The 25,234-nt window shown below is 68.7% G+C and carries 23 protein-coding genes; 10 read left to right on the top strand and 13 right to left on the bottom strand.

Annotated features, from left to right (window positions below; translation table 11 throughout):
• Nucleotides 1-44: 44 nt before the first annotated feature.
• The 3 genes from ACZ7OI_RS22775 to ACZ7OI_RS22765 all read left to right on the top strand — a co-directional run bounded on the left by ACZ7OI_RS22775 (nucleotide 45) and on the right by ACZ7OI_RS22765 (nucleotide 4,756).
• Nucleotides 45-1,484 (top strand): class I adenylate-forming enzyme family protein, encoded by a 1,440-nt coding sequence (locus tag ACZ7OI_RS22775; protein ID WP_470266199.1) that lies wholly within the window; start codon nucleotides 45-47, stop codon nucleotides 1,482-1,484.
• 75 nt (nucleotides 1,485-1,559) lie between these two features.
• Nucleotides 1,560-3,344, top strand: a complete 1,785-nt coding sequence (locus tag ACZ7OI_RS22770; RefSeq protein WP_470266198.1) for a DUF3556 domain-containing protein — start codon at nucleotides 1,560-1,562, stop codon at nucleotides 3,342-3,344.
• The gene (locus ACZ7OI_RS22765; RefSeq protein WP_470266197.1) at nucleotides 3,341-4,756 is read left to right on the top strand and encodes a phytoene desaturase family protein; all 1,416 of its coding nucleotides are present in this window, start codon (nucleotides 3,341-3,343) and stop codon (nucleotides 4,754-4,756) included. The genes ACZ7OI_RS22770 and ACZ7OI_RS22765 overlap by 4 nt, the downstream gene beginning before the upstream one ends.
• 3 nt (nucleotides 4,757-4,759) lie before the next feature.
• Here the strand turns inward: ACZ7OI_RS22765 and ACZ7OI_RS22760 are convergent, their stop codons facing one another.
• On the bottom strand, nucleotides 4,760-6,310 hold the full coding sequence (locus tag ACZ7OI_RS22760; RefSeq protein ID WP_470266196.1) for an FAD-binding oxidoreductase: 1,551 nt from the start codon (nucleotides 6,308-6,310) through the stop codon (nucleotides 4,760-4,762).
• 67 nt (nucleotides 6,311-6,377) lie between these two features.
• Between ACZ7OI_RS22760 and ACZ7OI_RS22755 the strand changes: the two genes are divergently transcribed.
• Entirely contained in the window at nucleotides 6,378-7,433 is a 1,056-nt protein-coding gene (locus ACZ7OI_RS22755; protein ID WP_470266195.1) for a DUF6670 family protein, read from the top strand.
• On the opposite strand, the gene ACZ7OI_RS22750 is transcribed toward ACZ7OI_RS22755, so the two are convergent.
• Nucleotides 7,430-8,023, bottom strand: a complete 594-nt coding sequence (locus ACZ7OI_RS22750) for a TetR/AcrR family transcriptional regulator (RefSeq protein WP_470266194.1) — start codon at nucleotides 8,021-8,023, stop codon at nucleotides 7,430-7,432. The genes ACZ7OI_RS22755 and ACZ7OI_RS22750 overlap by 4 nt on opposite strands.
• A 116-nt stretch (nucleotides 8,024-8,139) precedes the next feature.
• Between ACZ7OI_RS22750 and ACZ7OI_RS22745 the strand changes: the two genes are divergently transcribed.
• The gene (locus ACZ7OI_RS22745) at nucleotides 8,140-8,997 is read left to right on the top strand and encodes an alpha/beta fold hydrolase (RefSeq protein ID WP_470266193.1); all 858 of its coding nucleotides are present in this window, start codon (nucleotides 8,140-8,142) and stop codon (nucleotides 8,995-8,997) included.
• 327 nt (nucleotides 8,998-9,324) lie between these two features.
• On the top strand, nucleotides 9,325-10,755 hold the full coding sequence (locus ACZ7OI_RS22740; RefSeq protein ID WP_470266192.1) for an APC family permease: 1,431 nt from the start codon (nucleotides 9,325-9,327) through the stop codon (nucleotides 10,753-10,755).
• Here ACZ7OI_RS22740 and ACZ7OI_RS22735 read toward each other — a convergent pair.
• From ACZ7OI_RS22735 to ACZ7OI_RS22725, 3 genes are all read right to left on the bottom strand, one after another.
• The gene (locus ACZ7OI_RS22735) at nucleotides 10,748-11,578 is read right to left on the bottom strand and encodes an alpha/beta hydrolase (RefSeq protein WP_470266191.1); all 831 of its coding nucleotides are present in this window, start codon (nucleotides 11,576-11,578) and stop codon (nucleotides 10,748-10,750) included. The genes ACZ7OI_RS22740 and ACZ7OI_RS22735 overlap by 8 nt on opposite strands.
• A 105-nt stretch (nucleotides 11,579-11,683) precedes the next feature.
• Nucleotides 11,684-12,553, bottom strand: a complete 870-nt coding sequence (locus ACZ7OI_RS22730) for a helix-turn-helix domain-containing protein (RefSeq protein WP_470266190.1) — start codon at nucleotides 12,551-12,553, stop codon at nucleotides 11,684-11,686.
• Nucleotides 12,554-12,630: 77 nt separating this feature from the next.
• Nucleotides 12,631-12,870 carry a hypothetical protein gene (locus ACZ7OI_RS22725; protein ID WP_470266189.1) on the bottom strand — a complete coding sequence of 80 codons (240 nt, stop codon included), beginning with the start codon at nucleotides 12,868-12,870 and terminating at the stop codon, nucleotides 12,631-12,633.
• Nucleotides 12,871-13,051: 181 nt separating this feature from the next.
• On the opposite strand from ACZ7OI_RS22725, the gene ACZ7OI_RS22720 reads away from it, so the two are divergent.
• Both ACZ7OI_RS22720 and ACZ7OI_RS22715 read left to right on the top strand, forming a co-directional pair.
• On the top strand, nucleotides 13,052-14,230 hold the full coding sequence (locus ACZ7OI_RS22720; RefSeq protein WP_470266188.1) for a sensor histidine kinase: 1,179 nt from the start codon (nucleotides 13,052-13,054) through the stop codon (nucleotides 14,228-14,230).
• Complete coding sequence (locus ACZ7OI_RS22715) at nucleotides 14,231-14,896, top strand: response regulator transcription factor (protein ID WP_470266187.1); 666 nt, start codon at nucleotides 14,231-14,233, stop codon at nucleotides 14,894-14,896.
• Nucleotides 14,897-15,060: 164 nt separating this feature from the next.
• Here the strand turns inward: ACZ7OI_RS22715 and ACZ7OI_RS22710 are convergent, their stop codons facing one another.
• From ACZ7OI_RS22710 to ACZ7OI_RS22700, 3 genes are all read right to left on the bottom strand, one after another.
• A complete protein-coding gene (locus ACZ7OI_RS22710; RefSeq protein ID WP_470266186.1) occupies nucleotides 15,061-15,660 on the bottom strand; it encodes a MarR family winged helix-turn-helix transcriptional regulator in 600 nt (199 codons plus the stop codon).
• A gap of 102 nt (nucleotides 15,661-15,762) precedes the next feature.
• Nucleotides 15,763-17,118 (bottom strand): aspartate aminotransferase family protein, encoded by a 1,356-nt coding sequence (locus ACZ7OI_RS22705; RefSeq protein ID WP_470266185.1) that lies wholly within the window; start codon nucleotides 17,116-17,118, stop codon nucleotides 15,763-15,765.
• A gap of 12 nt (nucleotides 17,119-17,130) precedes the next feature.
• Complete coding sequence (locus ACZ7OI_RS22700; RefSeq protein ID WP_470266184.1) at nucleotides 17,131-18,633, bottom strand: CoA-acylating methylmalonate-semialdehyde dehydrogenase; 1,503 nt, start codon at nucleotides 18,631-18,633, stop codon at nucleotides 17,131-17,133.
• A gap of 122 nt (nucleotides 18,634-18,755) precedes the next feature.
• Between ACZ7OI_RS22700 and ACZ7OI_RS22695 the strand changes: the two genes are divergently transcribed.
• Complete coding sequence (locus ACZ7OI_RS22695) at nucleotides 18,756-20,309, top strand: PucR family transcriptional regulator (protein ID WP_470266183.1); 1,554 nt, start codon at nucleotides 18,756-18,758, stop codon at nucleotides 20,307-20,309.
• Here the strand turns inward: ACZ7OI_RS22695 and ACZ7OI_RS22690 are convergent.
• From ACZ7OI_RS22690 to ACZ7OI_RS22675, 4 genes are all read right to left on the bottom strand, one after another.
• Nucleotides 20,283-21,017, bottom strand: coding sequence for a GntR family transcriptional regulator (locus ACZ7OI_RS22690; protein ID WP_470266182.1), 735 nt, complete (start codon nucleotides 21,015-21,017; stop codon nucleotides 20,283-20,285). The two genes, ACZ7OI_RS22695 and ACZ7OI_RS22690, sit on opposite strands and share 27 nt — an antisense overlap.
• Nucleotides 21,018-21,058: 41 nt before the next feature.
• Entirely contained in the window at nucleotides 21,059-21,772 is a 714-nt protein-coding gene (gene trpA, locus ACZ7OI_RS22685) for a tryptophan synthase subunit alpha (protein ID WP_470266181.1), read from the bottom strand.
• Nucleotides 21,769-22,926 (bottom strand): tryptophan synthase subunit beta, encoded by a 1,158-nt coding sequence (gene trpB, locus ACZ7OI_RS22680; RefSeq protein ID WP_470266180.1) that lies wholly within the window; start codon nucleotides 22,924-22,926, stop codon nucleotides 21,769-21,771. The genes trpA and trpB overlap by 4 nt, the downstream gene beginning before the upstream one ends.
• 69 nt (nucleotides 22,927-22,995) lie before the next feature.
• Nucleotides 22,996-23,604 (bottom strand): maleylpyruvate isomerase family mycothiol-dependent enzyme, encoded by a 609-nt coding sequence (locus tag ACZ7OI_RS22675; RefSeq protein ID WP_470266179.1) that lies wholly within the window; start codon nucleotides 23,602-23,604, stop codon nucleotides 22,996-22,998.
• 62 nt (nucleotides 23,605-23,666) lie between these two features.
• On the opposite strand from ACZ7OI_RS22675, the gene ACZ7OI_RS22670 reads away from it, so the two are divergent.
• Entirely contained in the window at nucleotides 23,667-24,629 is a 963-nt protein-coding gene (locus tag ACZ7OI_RS22670; RefSeq protein WP_470266178.1) for a sigma-70 family RNA polymerase sigma factor, read from the top strand.
• Here the strand turns inward: ACZ7OI_RS22670 and ACZ7OI_RS22665 are convergent.
• Nucleotides 24,619-25,197, bottom strand: a complete 579-nt coding sequence (locus tag ACZ7OI_RS22665; protein WP_470266177.1) for an XRE family transcriptional regulator — start codon at nucleotides 25,195-25,197, stop codon at nucleotides 24,619-24,621. The two genes, ACZ7OI_RS22670 and ACZ7OI_RS22665, sit on opposite strands and share 11 nt — an antisense overlap.
• Nucleotides 25,198-25,234: the final 37 nt, after the last annotated feature.

The following is a 25,234-nucleotide window of genomic DNA, read 5'->3' as shown; positions in this document are numbered from 1 at the left end:
ACCGTCATTTCCCACCTGAGCCGCCCTGGGAAAGGACTTCGACGATGCACCTCGCGGCGCTGCCTGAAGAGCGAGCCCGGCGGAACCCGAACCTGCCTTGCCTCGCTGATGAACACGGCGAACTCGGCAACGCCGGATTCGCGGTTCGGGTGCGCACCGCGGCGGCCGCGTTGCGGGCCCGAGGGGTCGGTGCGGGCGACGTGGTCGCGGTGCTGCTGCCGAATCGGATCGAGTTCGCGGTGGTGTTGTTCGCGGCCTGGCGGCTCGGTGCCGCGGTCACGCCGGTGAACCCGGAGCTGACCGACGGCGAAGCCTCGTTCCAGATCGCGGACGCGGAAGCGAAAGTGGTGGTGGGACAAGGGGATTCGGGCTTGGTGACCGTGCGGCTCGAGGAACTGGCGACCGCCGCGCCGGACGAGGGGCCGGTGGCTGATGACGAGCATGCCGTCGCGTTGCTCATCTACACCAGCGGCACGACGGGACAGCCGAAGGGAGTGGTGCTCGACCACGCCAACGTGCGAGCGATGACCGGAATGATCGTCGACGCGCTCGAACTCGGCCCAGCGGATCACAGTTTGCTGGTCTTGCCGCTGTTTCACGTCAACGGAATCGTGGTCAGCGTGCTCGCGCCGCTGCTCGCCGGCGGCCGCTCGACCATCACTGCGCGATTCCGCGCCGACGGCTTCTTCGACACGATCGAACGGGTCCGTCCGACGTATTTCTCCGCCGTACCAGCGATTTACGCGCGGTTGGCGGGTCTCCCGGACACCGTGCGGCCGGATACTTCGTCGCTGCGGCTGGTGGTTTGCGGTGCCGCGCCGATGCCCGCTGAGCTGATCCAGCGGGTCGAGCAACGGTTCGGGGTGGTGGTCGTCGAGGGCTACGGACTGTCCGAGGGAAGCTGCGCGTCGACGCTGAATCCGCTGGCCGGGCCGCGTAAACCGGGCACCGTCGGGCGTCCGCTGCCCGGTCAGGAAGTCGCGCTGATGGATCCGCAAGGCAGGCTGACCGACGGCCCCGGCGAGGTCGTGGTCCGCGGCCCGAACGTGATGCGCGGCTACCTCAACCGGCCCGAGGCGACCGCGGCGACGATCGTCGACGGCTGGCTGCACACCGGCGACGTCGGGCGGTTCGACGAGGACGGTTACCTCGTCCTGGTCGACCGCATCAAGGACATGATCATCCGGGGCGGGGAGAACCTCTACCCCAAGGAGATCGAGAACGCACTGCACACACATCCGGCGGTGCTGGAAGCCGCGGTGGTCGGCGCGCCGCACCCGGTGCTCGGCGAACTGCCGGTCGCGACCGTGACGCTGTACCCGGCCGCGGTCGTGAGCGAGGCCGAGTTGCTTGACCATTGCCGCGCCCGGCTGGCTCGGGTGAAGGTGCCGGTGCGGATCGACATCGTGCCCGCGCTGCCGCGGAACCCGGTCGGCAAGATCGACAAACCGGCGCTGCGCCGCGAACTCGCCGCCGCGAGCTGATTCCGCTCTCAACGAAACAATCCGTGCCCGCATCAGCGGGTCCGGTCGATGCTGCCCGGAGAAAGGCGGAGAACAATGGGGTTCAAGACAGGCGACTTTCCCCCGGTCGATCCGGAAACCTTCCTGCGGAAGCCATTGTTCGAACGGACCAAAGCGCTCGCGCTGCACTGGGTCCAGTTCGGCTTCGGCTCGCCCAAGATGATTCCGGCTACCTACGTGGTGAAGCTGCTCTTCCTTTACGTGCTGGCCGGGGTGGCGCTGGTGACAGCGACGTCCGGCGTCGGCCCGTTCTGGGACGTCGCCGCGTGGTGGCGCGAACCGGTGGTTTACCAAAAGCTCGTGCTGTGGACGGTATTGCTGGAAGCGGTCGGCGTCGCCGGTTCCTGGGGGCCGATCGCGGGCAAGTTCAAGCCGATGACCGGCGGGATCCTGTTCTGGGCGCGCCCCGGCACGATTCGGCTGCGGCCGTGGAAGCGTGTCCCGTTCACCAAAGGCGACCGGCGAAGCGGCTTCGATGTGCTGCTGTATCTGGCTTTCCTTGCCGCGTTGCTGACCGCTATCGTGCTGCCCGGCGTCCCGAACGCTGCGCTGTCGGCCGCGCTGCCGGACAACTCCTCGGGCCTCGTGCGCCCGGCATTGCTGATCGCACCGATCGTGCTGTACGTGCTGAATGGCTTGCGGGACAAGACGGTTTTCCTTGCCGCGCGCGGTGAACAGTACCTGCCCGCGTTGGTGTTCTTCGCCTTCCTTCCGTTCGTGAACATGATCATCGCCGCGAAACTGTTGATCTGCCTGGTCTGGATCGGTGCGGGCGTCTCGAAGTTCGGCAAGCACTTCACCAATGTGGTGCCGCCGATGGTGTCCAACAGCCCGTGTGTGCCGTTCAACTGGCTGAAGCGGGCGCATTACCGCGATTTCCCGAACGACATCCGGCCGTCGAAGCTCGCGACGTTCATGGCGCACGTCGGCGGGACGACAGTGGAAATCATTACGCCGCTGGTGCTGCTGTTCTCCACCAATCACTGGGTCACGCTCGCCGGCGTCGCGCTGATGGTGGTGTTCCACCTGTTCATCACGTCCACGTTCCCGCTGGCCGTGCCGCTGGAATGGAACATCCTCTTCGGCTACCTCGCGATCTTCCTGTTCCTCGGCTTCCCGGCGAGCGCTGGATACGGCGTCGCCGACATGACGCCGGGCTGGCTCGCCGCCGTGATCGCGGCCGCGTTGCTGTTCTTCCCGATTCTCGGCAACCTGCGGCCGGACCTGGTGTCGTTCCTGCCGTCGATGCGGCAGTACGCGGGCAACTGGGCGTCGGCGCTGTGGGCATTCGCGCCGGGTGCCGAGGCGAAGCTGAACACGTTGCCGCACCGGCCGACGAAGAACCAGGTCGACCAGTTGCAAGCGATGGGCTACCCGGCCGAAATCGCCGAGATCACCATGCAGCAGACGATCGCCTGGCGGTCGATGCACAGCCAGGGCCGCGGTTTGTTCTCGGTGCTCGCGAAGAACCTGCCGGACCTCGACGCGCGGACTGTGCGCGAGGCCGAGTTCGGCTGCAATTCGATCCTCGGCTTCAACTTCGGCGACGGGCACCTGCACGACCTCGGCTTCGTCAACGCGGTGCAGAAGCGGATCGGGTTCGCGCCCGGCGAGTGGATCGTGGTGTGGGTCGAATCGCAGGCCATCCACTCGAAGGTGCAGCATTACCAAGTGATTGACGCGGCGCTGGGCGTGATCGAGCGCGGCCACTGGACGGTGGCCGACGCGGTCAACGAACAGCCGTGGCTGCCGAATGGCCCGATTCCGCTCACCGTCACTTGGACCGCTCACCAGGTCAAGACCGGCAGCGTGCTGGCATGACTACGGCGGTGGTGGTCGGCAGCGGACCCAACGGGCTCGCCGCGGCGGCCGTGCTGGCGCGCGCCGGGGTCGACGTGACGGTGCTGGAGGCCGCCGACGAGATCGGCGGCGGCACCCGCACTTACGAGGCGATCGTCCCCGGTCTGCTGCACGACCACTGCTCCGCGACGCATCCGATGGCGGTCGGCTCGCCGGTGCTGACCGACCTCGGGCTCGACCGGTACGGCCTGCGCTGGCGGCTGCCGGAGATCGACTGCGTGCATCCGCTCGACGACGGCACCGCCGGGGTCCTGCGGCGCTCGGTCTCCGACACCGCAGCCGGGCTCGGTTCGGACGAACGCCGCTGGTCGGCGCTGTTCTCGTCGCCCGCGCAGAACTACGACGCGCTGAGCGAGGACATCCTCGGCCCGCTGCTGCGAGTGCCGAAACATCCGTTGTTGCTGGGCCGGTTCGGTCTGCCGACGGTCGCTCCGGCGACCGTGCTGGGCCGGTATTTCCGCACTGAACAGGCTCGTGCGCTGTGGCTTGGCGTTGCGGCGCATGCGTTCCGGCCATTGGACCGGCCGCTGTCGTCGGCGATCGGGCTCGGCATTCTCACCGCTGGTCACCGGCATGGCTGGGCGGTCGCGGAGGGCGGGTCGCGGGCGATCAGCGACGCCTTGGCCGCTCTGGTGGCCGACTTCGGCGGGAAGATCGAGACCGGCGTGCGGGTGCAGTCGGTTTCGCAGTTGCCTCGGGCGGACGTGGTGGTGTGGGACGTCGGGCCTCGCGCACTGGCATCGGTGCTTGGCGACCGGCTGCCGCCGCGGATCCGGCGGGCGTACGAGCGGTTTCGCTACGGTCCCGGTGCGTTCAAAGTGGACTTCGCCGTGCAGGACGGAATTCCGTGGCGGTCGCCGGAAGCTCGGGCGGCTGGGACTGTCCACTTGGGAGGATCGGCGGCGGAAGTCGCTTCCGGTGAGCGTGAAGTACACAATGGGCGGATGCCGGATCGACCGTTTGTGTTGCTGGGCCAGCAATATCTGGCCGACCCGTCCCGTTCGGTCGGTGATGTGCATCCGGTGTGGGCGTACGCGCATGTGCCGCATGGATACGCCGGCGACGCTACCGAGGCGATCACCACGCAGATCGAGCGATTCGCTCCGGGCTTCCGGGAACGAATTATCGGCTCGGTGACCACGTCGTCGGCGGAATTCGCTGTGAGAAACCCGAATTTCGTCGGCGGGAACATCCTTACCGGAGCGAAAGACGTGCGACAGCTGGTGTTCGGCCCGCGGGCGACCTTGCAGCCGTACGACGTGGGCGTGCCGGGGCACTTCGTGTGTTCCGCGGCCACGCCGCCGGGACCGGGCGCGCACGGGATGTGCGGCAGTCACGCGGCGGCGCGGGCGTTGCGGTACCTGCGGCGGTAAGGGCTACCGGATCAGGACGCCCGGGTTCAGCACTCCGGCCGGGTCGAGGGCGTCCTTCGCCGCGGACAGGGCGGCAGCGAACGGGTCCGGGCGCTGCCGGTCGTACCACGGACGGTGGTCGCGGCCGACCGAGTGATGGTGGGTGATTGTGCCGCCGTTGGCGAGAATCGCTTCGGACACAGCGGCTTTCAGCTCGTCCCACTGTGCGACGGTGCTGCCCCAGCGGCCGGTCGCGTAGATGCCGTAGTACGGCGCGGGGCCGCCCGGGTAGACGTGGGTGAACCGGCAGGTCACCACGCCCGCGCCGCAGATCTCGGCGATCGCCGCGTTCGCGGCCGTCGTGACTGCCTCGTGCAGCGACTCGAACGCGTCCCAGGTGCAGGCCGTTTCGAAGGTCTCCACCACCATCGACCGGCGGGCGAGCGCGTCCCGCTGGTACGGCATCCGCAGGAAGGCCGATCGCCACGCCGAACCGGATTCGCCGCGGCGGGCGGTGACGGTGCCGCCGTGGTCCGCGGTGAGTTCGAGCGCGCGGTCCAGCCACGCGTCCACCGGATGGTCGGCGGACTCGAACGCGAGCAGCAGCAAGCCGTCTGCCTGGACGCCGGTGTTGAGGAACGCTTCCGCCGCGTCGAGGAGCCGGCAGTTCGCCGGGTACAGGCCGGACTGGGCGATCGCCCGGGTCGCTCGTACTGCGTCGGCGTACTTGGCGAAGCTCACTGACGCTTTCGCCTGCCAGCGTGGACGTTCCTGCAGCCGCATCCAGGCTTCGGTGATCACGCCCAGTGTGCCTTCCGAGCCGAGGAACAGCCGATCCGGCGACGGTCCGGCCCCCGAACCGGGCAGCCGTCGCGACTCGCTGACGCCGGCCGGAGTCACGACGCGCAGAGACTCGGTGAGGTCGTCGATGTGTGTGGCCAGCGTGGCGAAGTGGCCGCCGGCGCGGGTCGCCAGCCAGCCGCCGAGCGTGGAGTGCGTGAACGACTGGGGGTAGTGCCGCAGCGTCAAGCGGTGCGGGCGGAGCTGGTCCTCCAGCGCGGGGCCGTACACCCCGGCTTGGATGCGCGCGGTGCGGCTCGTCTTGTCGATCTCCACGACCTGGTCGAGGCGGCCGAGGTCCAGCGACACCGCGGGCGCGGGGAACCGCGGTTCGATGCCGCCGGCGACGGAACTGCCGCCGCCGTACGGGATTACCGGGGTGCCGCTGGTGGAACACCAATCCAGGAGGTCGAGCACGTCCTGCTCGGACTCTGGGCGAGCGACGACGTCCGGCACCGCTTCGACCCGCCCTTCCAGGTTCCGGACGACGTCGCGGAATGCCTTGCCGCGCGCGTGCGACAGCCGGTCGGTCCGGTCGGCCGAGCACAGCCGGGCCAGCGCGGCGGGCGGACGGAGCCGGGACGGCGGCACCGGCAGATCGTCCGGCGAGGGAGGAGCGTGGTCGGTGAAGTCGTGGGCGGGAAGGACGGCGGACGTGCGCGTGACCAGCGTTTTCGATTCTTCGGCGGTCAGCGCTTCCGCAGTGTCGCCCCAACCCCACCAGGACCGTGTCATCCGACTGCTCCTTCCGAATTGACCCTTGGGTAACTTACTCTAGGGTAATAGGCACTGAGGAGGAAAGATGAGCGTGCTGACCGCTGCCGCGCCGTTCGTGGTGAACCGGGTGCTCCCTCGCTTCGACCAGCGGATCGAGGAGTCCGCGAAGCCGTTCGACCGGCCCGGCCTGCTGCGGCCGCATCCGGATTCGCGGACCTGGGCGTGGACGCATTACGGCATCTTCGTGCCGGAGCTGCCCGCGCCGCATCGCTACCTCAACACGATGACGCTGATCGGCAGCACTGGCGCGGTTTGTTTCGACAACGACTACCTCGCTACCTCCGATGCGCGCCGCACTACGACTGTCCTGTCGTCCACTGCCGCGCCTGGGCATCATCACTATCAGGCTTACGATTCGCGCACCGAATGTCGGTTCGCGGAGGACGGTTCGCGGCTGGAGTGGGATTCGGATCTCGCTATCGAAGCGGCGCATCCGTCGTATCAGGTGCATGCGCGTTATACCGGGTTCTCGGCGGACTTGGCGATCACTGCCACGCCTCAGGTGTCTTGGTTCGTGCGGAATCCCGCGTATGACCACTTGAGTCTGCTGGCCACCTTTACCGGAATGATCACTGACGACACTGGTGAGACTGAGATCGGCGGGCTTTGCACTGTTGAGTACGCGCGATCGGTTTCGCCGCAAGCGCTTCGGCGTACCCCGTTGCCTCAGCGGTTCAAGCTGCCGATTGACTTCTTTGCCTATCAAATAATCAATCTCGATGATCGGACGCAGTTGTTGCTGACCGATGTCCGGGCGGCTGGGGCTACGGCTTGCCGGCTTGCCCATCTGCGCACGCTCGACGGGGACGCTGCGGTGTTTCGCGAGGTCCAGGCCGAGGTGGATTATCGGGCCGAACCGGAGGTTGATCCGCAGGGGCGGGAGATGCGGGTGCCGGAGCGGTTCCGGTGGACGGTGCGGGACGGGGCGGAGGAAGTCGTGGCGTTGGAGGCCGTTGTGGACAGTCCGTTGCGGTACGGGCATGGGCGCGGTTATGTCGGCGCGTATACGTATTCCGGCGCGTTTCGGCGGCGGCCGGTGTCGGGGAGCGGGTATTTCGAGTGGGTGGATTGCGAAAGTTAGCCGCGCAGGGAGGCGAGGATTCTCGCGCAGCGTTGGGTGGTGACTTCGGCGGGTTCTTCCGGGTGTTCCAGCCACCAGTTGACGGTGGCTGCTACCGCGCCGTACCAGATCCGGGCGAACAGGGACGCGTCTGCCGGGTCGGCGAAACCGGCCGTGGACAAGGCTTCTTGGGTGCCTTCCGCGCCTAGTGCGGACAGTTTGCGACGGTAGGAGCGGGCTGCTTCGTCTACCGCGGAGTTCGGGGGAAGGGTGGGGTCCCAGAGGACTGCCCAGTCCAGGCGGCGGGGTTCCAGGGTGCGGAAGATCGCTTCCAGGGTGCCCAGGGCTCGGGTGAGGCCGGTGCCGGTTTGGGCTTCGGTGACGGCGTCGACCAGCGGGGCCGCGCCTCGGTGCAGACAGGCCAGGTAGAGGCCGTCTTTGGAGTCGAAGTAGCCGTAGACGAGCGGTTTGGAAATTTCCGCCCGGCGGGCGATGGCGGCTACCGAGGCGTGGGCGTAGCCCTGGGCGCCGAACTCCTGGACGGCGGCGTCGAGGATCAGCCGCTCCCGTTCGGGGCGCGGCATTCCTTTGCTGCCTGCCGAATTTGCCACGGGTTCAGCATAGCCGATGCGGTTGCGGGAGCTGCTTTGTCCATTGTGGACCCTTGGCCGCGGCGATCGGGTAGGCTGCGCGCAAAGGTTTTTCGCGAGACACGGGGAGTGTCGCTATGCCCACGCATCATCTTGAGACCGACGGTGCGGACATCGTCTACGACGTGCACAACCAGCCGGTCTCGGACGGGAACCGGCCGCTGGTGATGATCGGGCAGCCGATGGACGCCAGCGGGTTCACTACGCTCGTGTCGTTGTTTCCGGAGCGGACTGTTGTTACTTACGACCCGCGGGGGCTTGGGCGCAGTACCCGGTCTGACGGCAGTACGGAGAATCGGCCGGAGGTGCAGGCCGAGGACGTGCACGCGGTGATCGAGGCGCTCGGGGCGGGGGCGGTCGATGTGTTCGCCAGCAGTGGCGGGGCGGTTACCGCGCTGGCCTTGGTGGCGAAGTATCCGGGGGACGTGGCGATCTTGGTGGCGCACGAGCCGCCGGCGATCTCGGCGTTGCCGGACGCGGCGGCTGCCGCGCGGGCGTGCGACGGGGTGACTGAGCGGTATCTGGCCAAGGGGTGGGGGCATGGGATGGCTGCGTTTATCGCCATGACCAGTTGGGCCGGGGAGTTCACCGAGGAGTACTTCGCGCAGCCGAGTGCCGATCCTGGGCAGTTCGGGTTGCCGGTTGAGGACGACGGAGCGCGGGATGATCCGTTGTTGTCTGCGCGGTCTCGGCCGGTTATTGATTACGTGCCGGATGTCGAGGCGTTGAAGGCCGCGGGGAATCGATTGGTGCTGGCGGTGGGGGAGGAGACCGGGGATACGTTTACCGGGCGGACGGTTCGGGCTGTCGCTGGGTTGCTCGGGCGGGAGGTGACTGTGTTTCCCAGTCATCATGGGGGGTTTCTCGGCGGGGAGAACGGGTATGCGGGGCAGCCGGAGGCGTTCGCTGTTCGGTTGCGGGAGGTTTTGGGCTGAAGGTCGGCTCGTCGCCTGGCGGCGACATTGCTTTTGAGTGGTTGCGTGGGGCGCCCCGAAGTTTGATTGTGCTGACGGTTCGGGGTGCGGGGGTGGGGCTGGGTGCCTCGATCGTTGGGTGCATCGGCTGCGGTTCGGGCGGTCTGCGAAGGGCTTCTTGAGGGAATCTGAGTCCGTGAGGGTTCCCCTCACGGAACGCGCGACCGGGGGGTGAGGTGCGCGGATTGCCAAGACCTCTGCCCGCGACGACAAGGCGATCAGGTCTCGAGCAAGCACACTGGGGCGCTGCGGGGCAACGGGAGCCCCGCGCGGATCGGGAGGCCTGGAATGGCACAGCAGTCGACACCGGAGGCCGTCGAAGGGCAGCTTCGCGCTAACGCGCTTGGCACTGGCGGGATCGCGTTTCTCGTGTTGGCGGCTGTCGCGCCGTTGACGGGAATGGTCGTGATCGCGGGGTTGGGGATCGCGCTGGGCAACGGTGGCGGGATGCCTGCGTCGTTCCTGATCGCTGGGGTGGTGCTGTTGTTGTTCGGCATCGGGTATGCGCGGATGAGCCGGTACGTCTCCAACGCCGGTGGCTTCTACGCGTATCTGGTCGCGGCGCTGGGACGGCCGGCCGGGCTTTCCGGGGCGTTCGTCGCGTTGGCTGGGTACAACTGTTTCGTGGCGGGGGCGGTCGGGACCTCTGGTGCGTTGACCGGGGGTGTCGTCAACCGGGTCTTCCACCTTGATCTGCCGTGGGAGTTCTGGGCGGGGTTGTCGGTTGCCGCGGTGTTTCTGTTGAGCAGGCGCGGGGTTGACGTTTCGGCGAAAGTGCTGGCTGTGTCGCTGATTCTCGAGGTCAGCATCCTCGTTGTGTTCGACGTCGCGGTGCTCGTGAAGTCGGGGTATTCGTTCAGCGCGTTGTCGCCCGCGGTCGTGACATCGGGGTCCATCGGACTGGGGTTGTTGTTTGCTGCCACGTGTTTTATCGGGTTTGAGGCGACAGCGCTGTTCAGTGAGGAAGCACGTGACCCGAACAAGTCGGTGCCTCGGGCTACCTACATCGCGGTGATCGCGATCGGAGTATTCGCGGCGGTGACGTCGCTGGCGTTGGTGAGTGCGATCGGGGTGGAGAACGCGAAATCCGTGGCGCAGGACCATCTTGCGGCGGGTGACCTGTTGCTCGCCACCTCGCAGGACGTTCTTGGCACCGCGCTCACCGATGTCATGCAACTCCTGCTGGTGGTCAGCCTTTTCGCCGCTTTGCTGGCGCTGCACAACTCCGCCAGTCGCTACATCTACGCGCTTGCGAGGGACGGTGTGCTGCCGAAGGTGTTGGGGCACACGGTTTCTGGTACACCGCGCAACGCCAGCGCGGCGCAGATCGGGTTCGCCACCGTGGTCGCGGCGATCTTCGCGGTGCTGGGGCTCGACCCGGTCGCGTTCTTGACGTCGTCGATGACCGGGTTCGGGACGTTGGCGATTCTCGTGCTGCAGGCGATGGCGTCGATCGCGGTGGTGGTGTTCTTCCGGCAGCGGCGCGATCCGCATTGGTGGAGCACGTTCGTCGCGCCTGGGCTCGGCGGGGCCGGGCTGATCGGCGTGATTGTGCTGGCCGTGCTGAACTTTCCGACTATGGCCGGGTCGGACGCGGCGTGGATCGGACTGTTGCCGTGGTTGTTGCCGATTCTGATTGTCGCGGGGTTGGCGATGGCGGTCTACTTGCGACGGAGGCGGCCGGAGACGTATGCGGCGCTCGGGCCGGAGGTCAGCTGAGTTCTCCGGCGGTCGGGGCGAGCGCCCAGTCCAGGGCGAAGTCGGCGACTTTTTCCCAGCCTTTTTCGCCGCAGGTGAAGTGACTGCGGCCGGGGAACAGTTTGTACGCGGTGACGGCCTCGGAGTGTTTGGCGTTTTTCTGATAGTTCTCGTGCTGCACCGCGGGCGGGAGGATGTGGTCGTTGCCGCCGGCGATGAACAGGAGCGGGGCGCGGTCGTCGTTGGCGAAATTGTAGGTGGTCGAGGCGTTCGGCGTGAAGTTCGCGAAACCGCCCTGGAACAGCATTCGGCCGGAGACGGGGATCGTGTAGCGGTCGAAAACCTCTTTGGACTCTTCGACGCTCAGGTTGTTGGTGAAGGCGTAGTGGAATTCCTTCTCGGTGATCGGCACCGCGCGGTCTCGGTTGGCCGGATTCTTCAGCACCGGGAAAGTCGATTTGATCTCGCTGAACGGAAGCGCCTTCACACCCTTCACCGCGGCACCGTCGATGGACACGCCCGCCGCGCCGAGACCGGCGTCCAGCAGCAGTTGCACGAAGGCGCCGCCGAAGGAGTGGCCCATGATGATCGGCTTGGTGTCCAGGGCGGCGATGAACTCGGTGAGGTGGTCGACGATCTCGCGCACACCGAGGCCTGCCAGCGGCGAGGGGTCGTTGCGGATCGCCTCGACGCCCGCGGTGCCCGGCTCGATTCCGGGATAGCCGGGGGTGAGGACCTTCAGGCCTCGCTGTTCGTAGTGCGTGACCCAGTGCTCCCACGACAGCGGCGTCATCCACAGTCCGTGGATCAGAACGACTGTGTCCGGCTTCGCGACTTGTTCCATTTGCCCGTCCGATCTGTGCTGAGTGCGGCTTACGCCATTCAGCCTAGGCGGACGATCGGGCAAGTTACATGACCGATTGGCTGGGGTACTTTGCCGAACCGCTCGTCAGGGGGACGCTCGCCAGGCTCTTGGCGAGCGTCCGTAGGCCCGGGTGAATGCCCGGGAGAAGGCCGCTTCGGAGGTATAGCCGACCGCGCGGGCGATCGAGCCGACCGAGTCCGAAGTGGCCGACAGCCGCTCGGCCGCGCGGGCCAGTCGCAGGCGGGTCAGGTAGCGGCCCGGGGATTCGCCCACGAGGCGGACGAACCGCGCGGAGAACGCCGCGCGGGACATCGCGGCGAGTTCGGCCAGCCGCTCCACCGGCCAGGCCTGCTCCGGGTCGCGGTGGATCGCGGTGAGGGCCGGGCCGAGCGGACGGTCCAGCGCGGCGGTCAGCCAGCCCGGATCCGGCGTCCGTTCGGCCGCCGCCCACGCGCGCAGCGCGAGGATGAACAGCAGTTCCAGCAGCTTGGCGACCATGACCCGCGACCCGGCGCTCGGGTCGGCGAACTCGGCGGCGAGCAGACCGGCGCCGAGCGAGACCCGCTCGAAGCCGACGTCCGCGCCGCGGATCACGATCGACGGCGGCAGCACGGCGAGCAACGGCGCGGCGACGTTCTCCTCGACGGAGAACCGGCCGCTCATCCACACCCCGCCCTCAGGCGCGCGAAGCTGGTGCGCGGCCCCCGCGGCCAGCAGCGCGAGGTCGCCCGCTTCGAGGGTGTGCGGCTCGGCCCCGGCGATCCGCAGGTGCACCGGGCCCCGCTCGACGAGGTGCAGGATTCGTTCCCCGGCCCGGTGCCGGAACTCGCGTCCGTCGGCGGCGCGGACGATCAGCAGCTCGCCGCCGCGCAGGCGGATCGAATCGAGTACGTCGGAAAGCGCGTCCACGGACGCGTCGAGCGGAGCGGATCCGGTTTCCGGCGGGCTGACCATGGGCTCGTGCTTTCCCTCGGGAGGCGGTCGGCCCGACCATAACCCGCCGCGCGAAACCGTTGCGCGGCAACACTCGTTCAGTCGGTCCGGTCTTTCGCCTTGGCCCGGTTGTTCGCCCATCCGGCCAGCGTCAGCCCGGCGGCAACCAGCACCAGCAGGGAGATCAGCTGTCCGGTCCAGCCGCCGGGCACCCAGGTGAACGCGCCCCACAGCTGGTGGGTCTCGTGGTCGAAGAAGCTGCGGATGACGGCCTGTGCGCACACGATCGTGAGCACCATGCCGACCGCCTGCACGGCTCCGTAGCCGCCCTTGCTCATGTGTTCTCCCCGGTTCGTTGGTGTTTCCAGTCTGTGGGCGGGCCGCGTGCCGCGCATCGGACCTGGGGCGCGATTCGCGGCCGACCAAAGTCGGGGCGCGGGTCCGGTTAAGACTTTGGTCTAGGTGCGCGCTGTGCCCGGGGCTGCTGCACGGCCGGGGCGGATCGGCGAGGATGGCCGGGTGACCGTCGCGCAGGCCAAGCTCAAACCGTGGCAGCAGGGGTGGCGGCTGGTCCTGGCCGCGCTGGTCGGCCTGCTCGCCTGGGTCGCGGTCGCCGCGCAGCTGCCGGAGGGGTCCGACGATCCGCGGATCGGGTGGCTGATCTTCGGCGACCCGGTGATCGGGGCCGGGTGCCTGGTCGCGAGCCTGTGGCGGCGGCGGTATCCGCTCCCGGTCGCCACCGGCGTGGTGATCGTCTCGGCGGTTTCCACCTCTGCCGGCGGTGCCGCGTTGCTCGTGCTCGGGTCGCTCGCCACCCGGCGCAAGCCGTTAGAGACCACGGTGATCGGGATCGGCTGCGTCCTGACCGGTGCGGTGACCGAAGGGCTTTACCCGCGCGGTGCGGATCCTGACCCCTGGTGGTTGTCGGTGGCGCTCATCGTGCTGATCACCGGCATCGTCGTGGCGGTCGGGGCGGCGGTCGGGGCGCGCCGCGAAGAGTTGAGGTCGCTGCGGGAACGTGCGGAGAGTGCGGAACGCGAGCAGGTCGCTCGGGCGGCGGAGGCGCGGATCGTCGAGCGGCACCGGATCGCGCGGGAGATGCATGACGTCCTCGCACACCGGGTTTCGCTGGTCGCGATGCAGGCCGGGGTGCTGGGGCACCGGACGGACCTGGCTCCCGACCAGGTGTCGCTGCTGGCCAAGGGGATCGCTGACGGGGCGCATCAGGCGTTGGAGGAGTTGCGGGAGGTGCTCGGCGTGCTGCGGGCGAGCCCGGGCGGGCTTGAGCCGCCGCAGCCGTCGCTCGCGGCGTTGCCCGCGCTGGTCGCGGATGCTCGGGCGCTGGGGGTCAACGTCGCGTACACCCCGGAATCCATCGGTACGCCGCCGGATCTGCTTGCGCGGACGGTGTACCGGATTGTCCAAGAAGGACTGACCAACGCCGGGAAACACGCACCTGGCGCGGAAGTGCGTGTCACGGTGGAGGGCGGGGAGGGCGACGGCCTGCGCGTGACTGTGCGGGATTCGGGGGCGGCGTGGGGAGAGAAGCCGCCGCCGTCGGCCGGGTTCGGGTTGCTGGGGCTGTCCGAGCGGGTCGAGCTCGCCGGTGGTGAACTTGACCATCACGCGGACCCGGGCGGCGGGTTCGTGCTGACCGCGTGGCTGCCGTGGCCTGCCCGCGGCGAAGGGAGCGAGTGAGTGGACCGGGTGCGGGTCGTGATCGTCGACGACGATCAGCTGGTGCGGATGTCGTTGCGGCTCATGCTCGACGGCGAAGCCGACTTGGAGGTCGCCGGCGAGGCCGCGGACGGCGACGCCGCGATCGCCGAGGTCCGCCGGATCCGGCCGGACGTCGTGCTGATGGACGTGCGGATGCCCGGCCGCGACGGCCTGAGCGCGACCGAAGCCATCCTCGGCTGGCCGGACCCGCCGCGGATCCTGGTGCTGACCACCTTCGACTCCGACGAGATGGTGCTCGGCGCACTGCGCGCCGGGGCGCTCGGGTTCGTGCTCAAGGACACCCCGCCGCCGGACATCCTGGCCGCGGTGCGCACGGTCGCCGACGGGAATCCGGCGCTGTCCCCGGCGGCCACCAGCAGGTTGATCACCGCGGCGATGGGGCCGCAGTCGTCGGAGACCCGGCGTACCGCGCGGGAGGCGGCGCGGGCGCGGCTGGCCGCGTTGACCGAACGCGAACGGGACACCGCGCGGGCGATCGCGGAGGGGCTGTCGAACGCCGAGGTCGGGGAACGGCTGCACATCAGCGTGGCGACGGTGAAGGCGCATACGAGCAGCCTCTTCGCGAAGCTGGGCGTGGTGAACCGGGTGCAGATCGCGCTTGTGGTGCGCGACAGCGAGGACTGACTGGAAGATCTTCAGCTTCTGACAGTTCTGACGCGGGTGTTCGGAATTGAGCGGACGGTCGTCGGCGGGGTCGGAAACGCTAATTGACTCGATGGGAATAGCTGCTCGGTCGAGCGGAATAACGACAACTGCGTCGACGCGGATCCGGCTTATGGCGCGGGAGGTCAGGCGGACGCCTGCTCGTGTTCCGGGCAATCGGTGCGCAATTCGTTCAGTGCCAACGGTTTCCGCATCAAATGGCAGTGGTGCGGAGCCCTCGGATCGGCATGCTCGTTCCGTCCGAAGAATCGGCACGTCGTGCACACCCGGGCCACGCTGATCGCACCGCCGCGCTGCAGGTCCGCGATCACCCGCAACAACGTATTCAGTGTCGTGGCCCGATCCGGCTCCGGTACCCCGGCCAGCGACGCCACCAGTTGCTGATCCCATGCCGACAGCGAGGCAGCGGCTGCAAAGCCGCGGTCGGTCAAAGTCAGCAGGCGGCGCCGGCCGTCCGAGCCGGGTGAGCGCGTGAGGAGTTCCTTGCGTTCCAGGGCGCTGACCGCGTCGGACATCGTCGGCGTGGTCACGTCGAATTCCGCGGCCAGTGCGTTCACCTCGCGGCGCGGCGCGGGGTGGCGCGACAGGGACAGCACCGCCTGTTGTTGCAGCGGCGAAAGGCCCCGCGTGCGGGCGCTGCGCTGGGAAAGCGCGCGCAGGCCGTTCCCGAGCCGCTCGATGGCGTCGGCCAGCCGGCGGTCGAGGCCGGGTTCGTGCTCGGGCATGCGCGCCGCCTCGCGGTCAGGATTCCTTGGCGCTCATGATAAGCGACGGCACGGAAGAAGACCGGGACCAGACGGTCCCGGCCTCCTCCCTCGCCAGCTGGCTCAGACGAGTTTTTGCGCCTCCAGCAGCGCATCCCGCAGGATTTGTTCCATTTCGTCGAATTCCGCCTGCCCGGCGATCAGCGGCGGGGCGAACTGGACGACCACGTCGCCCCGGTCGTCCGGACGGCAGTAGAGGCCGCGGTCGAACAGCGCGCCCGGCAGGAAGCCGCGGACGAGGCGTTCCCGTTCGTCGGCGTTGAACGTCTCGCGGGTCGCCTTGTCCTTGACCAGTTCGACGGCCCAGAAGTAGCCGTCGCCGCGGACGTCGCCGACGATCGGCAGGTCCAGCAGCTTGCCCAGGGTCGATTCGAACGCGCCCTGATTGTCCAGTACGCGCTGGTTGAGCCCTTCCCGTTCCATCAGGTCGAGGTTCGCGAGCGCGACCGCGGCCGACACCGGGTGCCCGCCGAAGGTGTAGCCGTGCGGGAAGGCGACTCCTCCGCCGAGGAAGGGCTCCATCACCCGGTCCGACGCGATCAGCGCGGCGATCGGGCTGTAGCCGGAGCTCAGCCCCTTGGCGCAGGTCAGCAGGTCCGGCTGGAGGCCGAACTTCTCGCTGGCGAACGTCGTGCCGTGCCTGCCGAACGCGCAGATCACCTCGTCGGCGACCAGGAGCACGTCGTGCCGGTCGCAGATTTCCCGCACCCGCTCGAAGTATCCGGGCGGCGGCGTGAGGCAGCCGCCGGAGTTCTGGACCGGTTCGAGCACGACCGCGGCGACCGTGTCCGCGCCCTCGAACAGGATCGCCTCCTCGATCCGGTCCGCGGCCCAGCGGCCGAACGCCTCGAGGTCGTCGGCGAACTCCGGATGCCGGTACAGGTTGGTGTTCGGCACACGGAAGCCGCCGGGCGCGAGCGGTTCGAAGTCTTTCTTCATCGCGGGCAGGCCGGTGATCGCGAGCGCGCCGTGCGGCGTGCCGTGGTAGGCCACCGCGCGGCTGATCACCTTGTGCTTGCCGGGTTTTCCGGTCAGCTTGAAGTACTGCTTCGCGACCTTCCACGCGGACTCGACCGCCTCGCCGCCGCCGGTGGTGAAGAAGACCCGGTTAAGGTCGCCCGGTGCGAGATGCGCGAGCCGCTCGGCCAGTTCCGCCGCCGGTTTCGTGGCATAGCCCCAAATCGGGAAGTACGCCAGCTCGTTCGCCTGCTGTGCGGCGACTTCCACGAGTTCGCGGCGACCGTGCCCGGCCTGCACGACGAAAAGCCCGGCCAATCCGTCGAGGATCCGACGGCCGCGGTCGTCCCACACGTGCACGCCCTCGCCGCGGGTGATCACCGGGACCGGCGAGTCCTGGTAATTCCCCATGCGGGAGAAGTGCATCCACAGGTGCCGGGCTGCTGCCGACTGAGTGTCCATTGCAGATCCCTCTCAGACGTTCTGCGGGAAACCGAGGTCGAGGCCGCCCTGCTCGGGGCCCGGCCAGCGGGTGGTGACGACCTTGGCGCGGGTGAAGAAGTGCACGCCCTCGCCGCCGTGCGCGTGGGTGTCGCCGAACAGCGAGTTCTTCCGGCCGCCGAACGAGTGGTAGGCCACCGGGACCGGCACCGGGACGTTCACGCCGACCATGCCCGCCTCGACGTCGGCGGAGAACCGGCGGGCTGCGCCGCCGTCGTTGGTGAAGATCGCCGCGCCGTTGCCGTACGGACCGGCGTTGATCAGCTCGATCGCGTCGGCGAACGTCTCCACTCGCACCACCGAAAGCACCGGGCCGAAGATCTCGTCGGTGTAGATCGGCATGTCCGGGCGGACGTTGTCGAACACCGTGGGGCCGACGAAGAATCCGTTGCCGTCCGCGTCGAACTCGCCCTCGCGGCCGTCCAGCACCAGCGTCGCGCCTGCTTCGGCACCGGCGGCGATGTAGCCGGACACCCGGTCCTTCGCCGCTTCGGTGACCAGCGGGCCCATGTCGCAGCCGCGGGTGCCGTCGCCGGTCACCAGGGTCTTCGCGCGGTCGGCGATGCGCGGCACCAGCGCGTCGGCGACGTCGCCCACCGCGACCACCACCGACACCGCCATGCAGCGCTCGCCCGCGGATCCGAAACCGGCGCTGACTGCCTGGTCGGCTACCAGGTCGAGGTCGGCGTCGGGCAGCACCACCATGTGGTTCTTCGCGCCGCCGAGCGCCTGGACGCGCTTGCCGTTCGCGGTGCCGGTCTCGTAGACGTACTGCGCGATCGGGGTCGAGCCGACGAACGAGACCGCTTCGATGTCCGGGCTGTGCAGGAGGGCGTCGACTGCGGTTTTGTTGCCGTGCAACACGTTGAACACGCCTTCGGGCAGACCCGCTTCGCGCCACAGTTCGGCGAGCCAGTTCGCGGCGGTCGGCACCTTCTCCGACGGCTTCAGCACGACGGTGTTCCCGGCCGCGATCGCGATCGGGAAGAACCACATCGGGACCATGGCGGGGAAGTTGAACGGCGAGATGATCGCGACCGGGCCGAGCGGTTCGCGCAGCGACGTGACGTCGATGTCGGTGGACGCGTTGGCCGTCGCCGCGCCCTTGAGCAATTGCGGGATCCCGCAGGCGAACTCGACGACCTCCAGGCCGCGCGCGACCTCGCCCGCCGCGTCGGACAGCACCTTGCCGTGTTCGGCGGTGATGATCGCGGCGAGTTCGGACGATCGCGCGTCGAGCAGTTCGCGGAACCGGAACAGCACCCGGCTGCGCTTGGCCAGCGAGGTCTTGCGCCACGCGGGGAACGCGGCCTTCGCGGCGGCGATCGCGGCCTCGGCGTCCGCGGCCGAACCGAGCGGTACGCGCGCGGTGACCTTCCCGGTCGCCGGGTTCGTGACGTCCCCGTAGCCGTCCGGCGCGCCTGCTGCCTCGCCGCCGGCGATCCACTGGGACAGCGTCGGCACGGAATCGCTCATCGAGCCACCTTTCTTCCTGGTCTTCGCCCTCTGAGGGTCCCTCCCGGACGGGTCGTGGGTAACCGACGAATCGTCACATTGTTGACCGCTGGCTTTACATTTCGTCGGGTTATGCTGCGGTCGTGGACCTGACCCTGCGAGACGTCCTCGAGCTGCCCGTGATGGCCGCCGGGGCGCCGGTCGTGCGCTCGGCCGCGGACGCGGTCGACGTGCCGGTGCGGTCGGTGCACGTGAGCGAGCTGAGCGACGTCGCCGGGACGCTGACCAGCGACGTTCTGGTGCTCTCGATCGGGAGGGCGTTCGCCGAGCCGGGCTTCGACCCGGTGGCGTACGTGCGTTCGCTGCGGGACGCCGGTGCGATCGGGCTGGTCGTGGACCCGTGGGAGCAGCCGAAGGCGTTGCCCAGCGGGTTGGTGCAGGCCGCTCGGGCGGCCCGGTTTCCGCTGGTGGAGCTGCGCAGCACGGTCCGCTTCATCGAGGTGACCGAGATCGTGCACGCCCGGATCGTCAACGCGCATTACGAACGGTTGCGGCTGGCCGAGCGCGCGCACGAGGCGTTCAGCACGGTCGGTTCGGCTTCGCAGGCACCGGACGCGGTCCTCGCGCACGCGGCGGACTTGATCGGGCTGCCGGTCGTGCTGGAGGACCGGACGCATCGAGCGCTCGCGTTCGCCGGCGTCGGTTCGGCGGAATCGCTGCTGCGTGATTGGCCGGCGCGGTCCCGGCGAGTCCCGTTTCGCGCCGCGACCGAGGCCGGCGGTCCGGAGGGGTGGCTGTGCACGCCGGTCGGCCCGCCGCGCGAACGCTGGGGTCGGCTGGTGGTGCCCGCGAGGTCGGCGGAGCAACCCTCAGCGTGGATGGTGCTCGAACGCGCGGCCGAGGCGCTGACCGTCGGGAAGCTGCTGGAACGCTCGCCGCTGTCGGTGGAAATCGAGGCGCAGGGCGATTTGCTGCGGGATCTGCTGCATGGCGCGGACGAGGGCTCGGTCCGCGCGCGGGCTCGGGCGTTAGGGCTGGCTTCGGCGGCGTACTACGCGGTACTGGTGTGCCGTCCGGCTCGCGCCGGGCAGGAGCTGGCGTTGCTGGATGCCGTGCTGACCAGCGACGGGATCGGCGGCGTGCTGGCCGAGGGCCGGGTGGCCGCGGTATTCCCGTGTTCTTCGGCGGCTGCGGAGAAAGCGTTGCTGGAGCGCGTGGTCGCCGGTGTTCCGGCTGGGCTGGCGGCGGCTTTCGGAGCGGCCGGGCCGGTGCGCCGGCTTGGCGAATTACCAGCGGCGCTGCAGGAGGCGGTGCATGTCGCGGATGTCGAATCGCCTGGCGCGCCTGGACTTCGGCGGGCTGGCGACTTGGGCGTGCGCGGATTGTTGTGGTGGTTGCGGGAACATCCGCGGTTGCACGAGTTCACCGAGGCTCAGTTGCGGCCGTTGCTGACGTTGCCGGAACCGCGGGCCAGCCGGGCGTTCGCGACGTTGCGGGCGTTTGTCGAAGCGGGCTATTCGATGACAGAGTTCGCGAAGGCGGTGAATTTGAGTCGTCCGGCGGCGTATTCGCGGTTGGCGACGGTGGAGCGGTTGCTTGGGGCGGATCTGTCTAATCCGGACACTCGGCTTTCGTTGCACCTGGCCGTTTTGGCGCATGGACACCGTGATTCAGCTTCCGGCGCCCCAGCGCAGTGACAGCCGGTCGGCGGCGCGTTCGGTGCTGATGTGCATCATGCTGCCGAGAATGGTCGCGCGGTCGATGACGATGATCGTGCCGTCCGGGGTGCTGGTGGTGCGCTCGCTGACCAGCACCGGAGTGGTGACGGGTTCGTCGAGGAGGCGGGCGAGTTTGTCGTCGAGGGCGTCCGGGCGGATGGTTTCGGCGGCCCGGTCGACCACGACGTCCAGTTCGGACAGTGCGGTATAGAGCGAGACTGTGGTGAAATCCGTGTCCCGCAAGCGTTCTCCGTGCGGGGGAGCGATCCACGACACCTGATGGATCGCCCGGCGGCCGCCGAACTCGCGTACCCGCTCAAGGCGCAGGCCGGAATCGGTAGCGCGGGCCTGCAGTCGTGCCGCGATGCGAGCGGGCAGCCGCCGTACTGCCTGGCTGACGACTTCGGTACGCACGACGTAACCCTGATCGCGCAGGTCCTCGGTGAAGCTGCGCAAGGAACCCAGCTGGTACGAGGCCGGTGTCGGCGCCACGAAGGTGCCGCGGCCGGGTTGTTGCACGATCAGGGCTTCGTCGCTGAGTTCGCGCAGCGCTTGCCGGAGCGTCATGAGCGTGACGCCGTAGGACGCGCTGAGCTCCCGCTGCGGCGGCAGGGCCTCGCCGGGCGCGTACTCCCCGGCACGGATCTTCGCGGCGAGATCCGCGGCGATCGCTCGGTATCGGGCCATGCGCGTCCGTTCTGGTCCAGTTCTGGCTTGACCTGCGGATTCTAGTCCAGCGCGGCTCGCAGGGTCGCGACGTACTCGCCGACCCGCGCCGGACCAGCGCCGTCGAGCACGCGCCGCATGATCGCCGCGCCCACGATCACGCCGTCGGCCACGCGCGCGGCCTCGGTGGCGTGTGCCGGCTGGGAGATGCCGAAGCCGACCAGGACCGGCAGGTCGGTAACGGCCTTCAGCCGGGTGGCCAGGTCGATCGCGGAGGCAGGGAGATGGTCGCGTTCGCCGGTGGTGCCCATGGACGAGACGGCGTAGACGAAACCTTGGCTCCTGGCGGCGATCTCGTGCGCGCGGTCGGTGGGCGTCGCGGGGGAGACCAGCAGTGCCAACTCGATCCCGTCCTCGATCGCGGGCACTTCTTCCAATGGGAGATCCGGCACGATCAGACCTTGCACTCCGGCTTCTTTCAGCTGTGCGCAGAAACCTTTGCGGACAGCCAAGTTGGCATAGGTGCTCACGATGATCGGAACGTCCACTGTGGTCTCGCGCAGTGCGTTGAGGACACTCTGCGGAGTCGTTCCGTTGGCGAGGGCGACATTCGACGATTCCTGGATGGTCACACCGTCCAAAGTCGGGTCGGAGAACGGGATGCCGACTTCGATCGCGTCCGCACCGGCTTCGACCAGCGCCGGAAGATACTCCGTCCACTGTGGATTGATTCCGCCGGTGATGTACGGCATCAGGATTTTGCGGCCGGTCTTCATGCGGTCGCCTCCTCGGAACGGGCGATGAGCGTGGCGATGTCCTTGTCGCCGCGGCCGGACAGGGTGAGCAGGACCGTCGAGCCGGCCGGAAGATCCGGTGTACCAGCGGCTTCGGCCACCCAGGCGAGCGCGTGCGCGGATTCGAGCGCCGGGATGATCCCTTCAGTACGAGCCAATTGCGCCGCCGCGGCGATCGCTGCTTCGTCGTTGACCGCGACGTACCGAGCCCGCCCGAGGTCGCGCAGGTGCGCGTGCTCCGGCCCGACGCCGGGGTAGTCCAGCCCGGCCGCGATCGAATGGGCTTCGAGGATCTGCCCGTGCTCGTCCTGCAGGAACAGCGATCGCGAACCGTGCAGCACCCCGGCCTGGCCGGACGTCGCGCCCGATCCGCCGACTGCCTCCACCCCGACCAGCCGCGCGCTGGTGTCGGCGAATCCCGCGAAAGTGCCCGCCGCGTTGGATCCGCCGCCGACGCACGCGACGACGAAATCCGGGGTCGCCGCGTACTGCTCGCGGGCTTCCTCGCCGATCACGCGCTGGAATTCCCGCACCATCCACGGGTACGGATGCGGCCCGACGACGGAGCCGAGGCAGTAGTGCGCCTCCTCGGTCGAACTGACCCAGTGCCGCATCGCCTCGCTGGTGGCGTCCTTCAGCGTGCGGCTTCCGGAGCGGACCGGGACCACCTCCGCGCCGAGGTAGCGCATGCGGAACACGTTGTGCGACTGGCGTTCGACGTCCTGTTCGCCCATGAACACGGTGACCGGCAGGTCGAGCAGCGCGCCCGCGGTGGCCGTCGCGACGCCGTGCATTCCGGCCCCGGTCTCGGCGATCAGCCGCTGCTTGCCCATCCGCCGCGCGAGCAGCGCCTGGCCGACCGCGTTGTTGATCTTGTGCGATCCGGTGTGCGTGAGGTCTTCCCGCTTCAGCGCGACGCGCACGCCGAGTTCGGCGGACAACCGCTCGGCGGGCGTCAGCGGCGTGGGCCGGCCGACGTGCCGGGCGAGCATCGTCTGGAGCTGCTCGCGGAAGCCGGGGTCGACCCAGGCTTTCTCGAACGCGTCGGCGACTTCGAAGCAGGCGGGTACCAGGGATTCCGGCACCCAGCGCCCGCCGTACTCCCCGAAGCGTCCTTCCTGGGGTGGGGTGCGCATGAGCAGCTCCTTAGAGTTCTATAACTGTCTCTACTGTTATAGAACTCTTGCCAGCGGAGTGCAAGCCTGTCAGCGCTGCCGCAGTACCTCGACGCCGTCGCCGTCCAACTCGTCCAGGAACGCGGAACGGCCGGTCATGGCCATGGTCAGCGCGAGCGTCGGGCCGGACACGAGGGGTCCCGAGCCGCCGGAAAAGTCACTGTCGGTCGCCTCGAGACGGAGGCCCTGGACACGCCCTTTGGCGAGCACGACGAGGTCGGAACCGAGGTAGTAGCGGGCCACCGTGGTGAGAGTGTCGAGCGGATACTCGTAGCGGATGCCGAGCGGGCGGCGGATGTCCTCGCCGTGCACGACCGTCTCGCTGAGCATCGCCACGACGGGCAGCGGCGGTTTGGTCGTGCTCGTGACGACGCGGCGGAAGCGGGCCAACGTGTCGGCCGGGCTGTCGCCGAGGTGCTCGGCCAAGCGCATCGCGACCTGCCTGTCGAAGTCGAACCGGCAGCGGAGCACGCCCGCCATCCAGCGCAACGGCGTGAGCGACGCACCCGCGGTGAGGTGGGCCAGCACCTCCCGGACGGAGAGCCCTTCGCACAGCGAAGGCGTGTCCCATCGGGCGTCGGCGAGGTCGTCGGCCAGCGCGGCGCGTTCGGCGTGGATCTGCGGCCAGGTGGCGGTCATTCCGGTTCTCCTCGGTAGCGGTTGCCAGGTGAGACCGGCTGGATGCGGCAGAATCGTCGGTCGTGGGGGAATTTTCTTCAGAAGCCGCGTTCACCCGAGAAGTGGCCCCGTTGCGTGCGGAACTGCGTGCGCACTGTTACCGGATGCTCGGCTCGATCCACGACGCCGACGACGCCGTGCAGGAGGCGCTGCTGCGAGCGTGGCGTGGGTTGCCCGGGTTCGAGGGCCGCAGTGCGCTGCGCACCTGGCTGTACACGGTCGCCACGCGCACCTGTCTGGACCTCATCGAGCAACGCGGCCGCCGCGCGCTGCCGGTTGACCTGGGCCCGTCGAGCGAGCAGGTGATGTTCGAGGCTGCGCGTACCGACGTGGCCTGGCTGGGCCCGTACCCCGATTTCCCCGAGGCCAGTTACGAGCAACGCGAGGCGATCGAGCTGGCTTTCGTCGCCGCGTGCCGCCATTTGCCGGGCAATCAGCGGGCGGCGCTGCTGCTGTTCGACGTCCTCGGGTTCTCCGCCGCCGAGATCGCCGCGATGATGGAAACGTCGGTGACCTCGGTGAACTCCGCCCTGGCCCGCGCCCGCCGGACCATCTCGGCCCACGTCCCCGCCCGGACTCAGCAGCAGACGCTCCGCACCCTCGGCGACGCTCGCCTCCAGAAACTGGTGACCGGCTTCGCAACCGCCCTCACCAGCGGTGATGTAGAGGGCCTGGTGAGCCTGCTGACCGAGGACGTCACCTGGTCGATGCCGCCGTTGCCGCACTGGTACCACGGCCGTGCCGCGGTGGTGGAGTTCGCCGTTCAGGTCCCGATGACGCGCTGCCCGAGCTGGCGGTTCCGGCCGATCAGCGCGAACGCCCAGCCCGCGGTGGCGTTCTACCTCGGCGGTTCGGCGGCTCTCCCGCACGAGGCGTGGTCGATCACCGTCCTGACCCTGCGCGGCGGCCTGATCTGCGAGCTCACGTCGTTCCTCGGCGCGGACCATTTCCCGGCTTTCGGGCTGCCCGCGTCGGTCACGCCTTAGGCGCCGCCCGGACGTGCGCGCGCTGCCCCTGCCGTCCGATCAGGCACAGGTACTCGACCGGTTCCGCCGAAGCCGCGCCGAACCAGTGCGGCACCCGGGTGTCGAATTCCGCTGCCTCGCCGGGCGAAAGCGTCATGTCGTGCTCGCCGAGCACCAGCCGTAACTGTCCATTAAGGACATAAGTCCACTCGTAACCCTCGTGTGTTTTGGGATCGGGTTCCTGCGGTTTCCGTTGTCCGGGCTGGATGAATTTGTACGCCTGGATCCCGCCCGGGCGGCGCGTCAACGGCAGGATCGTCAGGCCGTCGGCGCAGCTGATCGGGCGGAGGTGGATGCGCGGATCGCCGGTCTGCGGGGCGTCGACGAGTTCGTCGAGCGTCACGCCGTGCGCGCGGGCCAGCGGCAGCAGTTGCTCCAGGGTGGGCCGCCGGTTGCCGGACTCCAGTCGCGACAGCGTGCTGGCAGCGATGCCGGTCCGCGCGGCCAGTTCGGCCAGCGTGACCTCCCGTTTCCGGCGCAGCTCGCGCAGCCGCGGGCCGACTGCGTCCAATGCCTGGTCGTCGTCCATCTTCCGAGTTTGACAGATTGGCAAGATTTCTTGCCAG

The sequence above is a fragment of the Amycolatopsis sp. NPDC114503 genome, from assembly GCF_055633655.1.
Note: the sequence above shows the minus strand (reverse complement) of the source record. Positions and strands in the feature narration are given on the sequence as shown.